Origin of the sequence: Streptomyces sp. sk2.1, assembly GCF_008120935.1 — a bacterium.
Lineage (GTDB): Bacteria > Actinomycetota > Actinomycetes > Streptomycetales > Streptomycetaceae > Streptomyces.
The window spans coordinates 1-5301 of record NZ_RDBO01000248.1 but is presented as its reverse complement, the minus strand read 5'-3'; the positions used below and the strand labels follow the sequence as shown (position 1 = coordinate 5301).

3 protein-coding genes are annotated in these 5301 nt (G+C 70.3%); 1 reads left to right on the top strand and 2 read right to left on the bottom strand.

Annotated elements, in window-relative coordinates:
- Nucleotides 1–1091: 1091 nt before the first annotated feature.
- Both EAO76_RS43300 and EAO76_RS43295 read right to left on the bottom strand, forming a co-directional pair.
- Nucleotides 1092–1559, bottom strand: coding sequence for a tectonin domain-containing protein (locus EAO76_RS43300; protein ID WP_262376264.1), 468 nt, complete (start codon nt 1557–1559; stop codon nt 1092–1094).
- 698 nt (nt 1560–2257) lie between these two features.
- Nucleotides 2258–4171, bottom strand: a complete 1914-nt coding sequence (locus tag EAO76_RS43295) for a hypothetical protein (protein ID WP_148841685.1) — start codon at nt 4169–4171, stop codon at nt 2258–2260.
- A gap of 623 nt (nt 4172–4794) precedes the next feature.
- Here EAO76_RS43295 and EAO76_RS43285 point away from each other — a divergent pair.
- Nucleotides 4795–4986, top strand: a complete 192-nt coding sequence (locus EAO76_RS43285; protein ID WP_148841684.1) for a hypothetical protein — start codon at nt 4795–4797, stop codon at nt 4984–4986.
- Nucleotides 4987–5301 lie beyond the last annotated feature (315 nt).

Below are 5301 nucleotides of genomic sequence, written 5' to 3'. Positions count from 1 at the left end.
CTCTCCCGGGCCTCCGGCCGCCGACGGGCTCGCGCCGTCCCGTCCTGTGTCGCYGCTYGGCTTGTCCGCCGATGCCTGCCCTGCCCGGTCGACCGCCGGGGCCAGGCCGCCGCGGCCCTGCAACTGTGCCCCGTCTCACCGCCCCGAGGCCCGGCCCGTTGCTGTGCCTGGTCGTTCTGTCCGGGCCGGGGTGTAACGCCCGTGTCCGGGTACACAGTTCGTTCTCGCCGTAGTGCCTTTGTTGCCGCGGTCCGGCGACGTGCTCTGCCGGGGCAGGACTCCGCGTAGGTCGTCGACCGCCCCCGGGCCGCGTCGCTGCGGCTCGGGGGCGGTCGCAGGGCTGTGCTGTTCCCGGTCCCGGGGTTCTGTGCAGGAGCTTCGCCCGCCCGGGTTGCAGCCCTGTGCCGTCGACCACCTGCCCCGCGGCCCTGCTGTGCCCGTTGTAGTGCCTGGTCATTCTGCCCGCGGGCCCGGCGGCCCGGCCGCGTGCATCGTGCCTTCGGAGGTTCGGCCACCCCGGCCACCCCGTCCCGCCGCGTCGTCGACCACCTTCCCCGCCCGTACCGGTCACAGACGTAATTGAGGAAGCAGCACCGAAGGTTCCAGATGGCTCCCTCGCCCACACTGGCGCCGATGCCACTCCATGGCTCCTCGGCGGTGTCGGACTGCTCATCGAGGCGGTGCCATCCTTGCCAAGCCCTGACCCGACCTGGCCACCCGACTGCGGCGTCGCCTCACTCACGAGGCGGCGTCGCAGTGCTTCCACGGGCATGCGGGGCAGGTCAGGAGTGCTGGGCGAGGTAGCGGGCGGCGGTGTCCACGAACCGGTCGTGGGCGTCGACCGCGGCCTCGCGCGCGGCGGCGATCGCTTCGGCGTCTCGTGCAGCCACCGCGCTGTGGCCTCGATCCCGCGCCGCCAGTGCGAACCCTCCGGGTCGATCACCCGCAGCCGCACGAACGCGGCGAGCTCTTCGTGGCCGCCGGAGGGCTGTGCGTCCGCGTCGCCTGCACCGAAGCACCGGCCGAGAGGTCGCCCTCGAAGGCGGGCCCACGAGCACCGCACGTGGGCCCGCCTTCGTCGCTTCCCGGGATCAGCTCGGCTGGTCTCCGGTGTAGCGGTAGATGCCGCCTGCTGAGTTGACGTGCCATRCAGTCCCGTCGGCCGCTACACCGATGTCGACGGCCTTGCCGGGGATACCGACCCACGGGTTGGAGTCGTGGCCCGTGTACCGGTACATCTGGCCCAGGGAATTCACGCCCCAGACGTGGGTCCTGGACCCGACCGAGATGCGGGTCAGGCCGCCCGGGACGGACACCCAGTCCGTGGAGCCCTGGTCTCCGGTGTAGCGGTAGATGCCGCCTGCTGAGTTGACGTGCCATACAGTCCCGTCGGCCGCTACACCGATGTCGACGGCCTTGCCGGGGATACCGACCCACGGGTTGGAGTCGTGGCCCGTGTACCGGTACATCTGCCCCAGGGAATTCACACCCCAGACATGAGTCCTGGACCCGACCGAGATCGAAGTGAGACCACCGGAGACGTTCTTCCAGTCAGCCATTTTCCTGTCCCCTTACCTCGAACCTTGCGAGGGGAATCCTGCTGCTCACAGAAGCAAAACAAACAGGCAGATATGCTGATCAACTACAGAGATAAACCAAAAATCGCCGTTTAGCTGCCCTTCGCCCTACTACATGCTGGGCGTGTGCTCCACTCGCCTCACCACGAGGAGGCCGAATCCGCTGTAACCCACAGTGGTGTCGCCGAGTCCGGCAAGGTGACAGCCGACGACGAACTCTTCGCACAGGCTGGTTGCTGGCTGTCGTGGCTTTTGCTGCTCCCACCCTTGCAACGCGCTGATCCGGGTGCGCGCGGATCCAGAGCATGTGAACGGCCCCCCGCCTGGTCCAAGAAGGCAGGGGGCCATCGCCCGGTGCTGGGCGCGGTCAGACGAACCCATGGCGCACCGCGCAGCACTGCCGGGGATCAGCATGCACGGCGAACTCCACCGCGCGCCCGGTGCGCAGACCGCCGACTGGACGGGAGCGGGGTCCACCCGGCGAGCGGAGACGCGGTGGCCTGCATCGAGTGGACCCCCTGGCCGACCGACCGGCTCGAAGAACAAGCTCCGCGCACACCAGCACCCCGTCGGAGAACAAAGCAAAACGGACACCGTGAAGTCCGCCGCAAAGCGGGAGGCAGCATAAACGCCAAGCTCAGGGCGCGAGCGGCGGCAGGGTGGCGCCGCCCGCACCCGGGTCAGAGACCCGAACTGAGGGCCGGCGTACCGCTCGAAGTGACGTGCGCCGTGCCGTCGGCGTCCAGCCATGCGATTCCGCTGCCGAACTTGTCCACGTCGTAGTTCTTCCAGCCGGTCGCGACGGACAGGTCTGCCAGCGTCCGGGGCCCGGCGACGGTGCCGGTGTGGAAGTCGGTGAGCTGCAGCTTGCCCGCGACTGCGTCGTGGTTGACGAGGAAGCCGTTTCCGAGCTTTCCGCGTTTGGGCAGACTGATGCTGGCACCGGACTTCAGGTCGTACACGCCGAACGGGGTCGACTGGTCACCGGTCGTGTCCTGGCCCAGGCAGTCCCAGTACATCCAGCGCCCGGCGACCTGGATGTCGCGGATCACGCACGAGGCGCCGACCGTGTACGGGGTGATCGCGCCGGAGACCAAATCGCGCGCCTCGACGCGGCCGCCGGTGCCGTCCGTGGTCCACAGCGTGGATCCTCTGAGCGCGGCCGCCGGGGTCTTCAGCTGCTGGACCACCGCCCCGCCACCGGGTGCTTCGAAATCGACGACCACCCGCTCGTCGCCACCTCCGTAGACCGCGTACCGCCCGGCGGCGTCGCGCAGGCCGCGTCCCGAGGTCGGAGGCATGGTGCGGTCGAGGGGCACGACCTCGGTGCGCGTGCCGCCCGCCGTTGCACGGACCAGGACGTCCCGCTGAGAGGCTTCGTCGTACCGTACATGGACGACCGAACCGTCCCCCGCGCCCAGCGGCTGGCCGTAACTGCCACCGAGAGGGGCGGTGGTGACCTCGGAGCGTTCCCCCGCCGACGGCGTACCGGTGAGGGTCACCTCGCGGGTCTGATAGGAGGGCCGCGGCCCGCTGTCTTCCTCCTTGGTGACCAACTGGCCACCGGAGAGGGCGATGCCGCGCAGAACGGCGGGCGCGGCGGGTACCTCGGTGAGCGTGCGCAGCGTCGGGCGGCCGTCCGGCCCGGTCTCGACCCGGCGCACCGCCCAGTCGCCGGCGTGTGCGCCGCCTACCGTCACCGCTCCGCCGCCGGGTACCTGAGGCAGGTCGGGCTGCGCCGCGTCCAGCAGGGTGAGGGGTGAACCGCCGCTGAGCGGGGTGGCCTTGAGGGGGCCTCCCCGACGCGCGGGAGGGTTCTGCTCGGTGGGGGCCTGCGGCCGGTAGGTTGTGAGGAGCCACTCGCCGGCCAGTCCGACGACGGGGGTGCCCTCGTCGGAGGGCGGCACGGTGACGGAGGTCTGTGCCCCGGACGGGTCGTCGCGGCGGATCACCCGGGCCTGGCTCATGCCTTTCTGGTACCAGGCGATGTGGGTGGGGGAAACAGCGGCCTGGACGGACCAGGGCTCGTCGACGGCGACGTTGGTGGAGACGGGCGTCAGAGTGCCGGTCGTCAGGTCGACGAGGCCGATGGTGTGCGCGCGGGTGAACCTCACGACGGCCAGCTGCCCGTCCCCGGCGGCGACCGGGTACCGGTCGAAACGCAGTCCCGGTGGTGGTTCGACCGGGGTTTCGGTGGTCGCGCCGTCCTGGAGCCGGAGGATGTGCAGCTTGTCCACCTGCCACACCTCGTTGTACGAGAACGTCAGCACGGTCCGCCCGAAGGAAGCGACGGTGTATTGACCGTCAGGCACGGTGAGCGGCGTCGACTCGCCCGTCGCCGGGTCCCGCAGCTGCACGACTCCGCTCGCACCGACGGGCACGGGAAGGATGTCCGTCCCCGCCCCGTAGTAGCCCTGCTGACCCGGCAGTTGGCCGGTGAAGTTCTCGACGGTCCGCTCGGTCCCGTCGTATCCGCGCCACTGGTACAAGGCGGTGGAGCCGTCGTCCGTCTCCCGCCGGTGGAGATAGCCGGTATCTCCGGCGGCGTACAGCACGTCCTGGACGGGCGTGTATCTGTCCGGTGCGGTCAGCACGACCTCTGGCGCCTCGGATCCTTTGGCGTGGGCTGTGGGAGAGACGGCGGTGACGGGCACGGCAGCGAGTGCGAGGACGAGAGCGAGACGACGTGCAGAATCGGGCACATGTTTGAATTTTGTGTTCATGTATATCCCAGCGTCGGACGGGTCGAAAGCATCACACCGGCCGGGGCGGGGCCCTCGACCGGGACCGGAAGATCGCCGACCGGAACTGGCGCCTCGGACTGATGCTCGGTGAGACGGAATGGACCGGGGACACGGGCATGATCCGGTTGCTGACCTGCCTGGTCTGCGGCCAGAGCACGTTCGCCGGCGCGTCCCGGCGCCGGGACGCGGTGTATTGCTCCGGGCGGTGCCGTCCAAGAGCCTGGCGCCGCCGAGCGGCCCGTAGAGCGAGGCGCGGTAGCGTGACGTCAAACCGTCACAGAATCGGCCCCCACCCGAGCGTATGACGGCTCCACGTCACGCTCCTCGCGCGGGGCAGAGCGCCGCGCCACCCGCTCAGCGCCCAGAAATGGGCGAGGGACGCCTCGGCCTCCAGGTGCTCGATGTGCTTCCGGGGCACCCTCAGGTGCCCCTCACGGGCATGGAAAGCCCGCGTGGCTGGGAGGATATGCGGCATGAGGACATCGGAGATCACGGCCGGGATGCTGGTCAGGACGAACCTCGCGGACACGGAGCTGCCGGAGGGCAGCGTGGGAGAGGTCGTGACCGTCCACGAGGATCCGGGCGCCGGTATCGACATCCGCTTCGGCGACGGACCACTGATGAACATCCTGGACCATGGCCTGGACCCGGCGCCCCGGCCGTGAAACTGCCCCAACACACCACCGCACCCGGCCCAGGCCCCCACGCTCAACTCCTGGACTCCCGGGCCGGATGACCGCACCTGCACCAGCCCCGCCGCCTCACCAGGTTGTCCCTGTGCCCTGATGGCGCTGGGACCGGGGCAGTCGCAGGGCCGACCCCCGAGCCCGTGTCCCTCAGGCCGTTGCCCCCGCCGCCGCACGGCCACGCGCCCGCCAGCACGCAGGACCGTCAGCCGGAAGCCGGACCCTGTGCCCGGTTCACCGCACCCGCCGCCCGGCCCGCGGTCCCGTACTCCGTAAGCGCGTACCGAGACGCCC

What these genes read in the sequence shown, in the direction of transcription:
- EAO76_RS43285 (WP_148841684.1), top strand. Translation starts at nt 4,795, where the DNA reads ATGAGGACATCGGAGATCACGGCCGGGATGCTGGTCAGGACGAACCTC.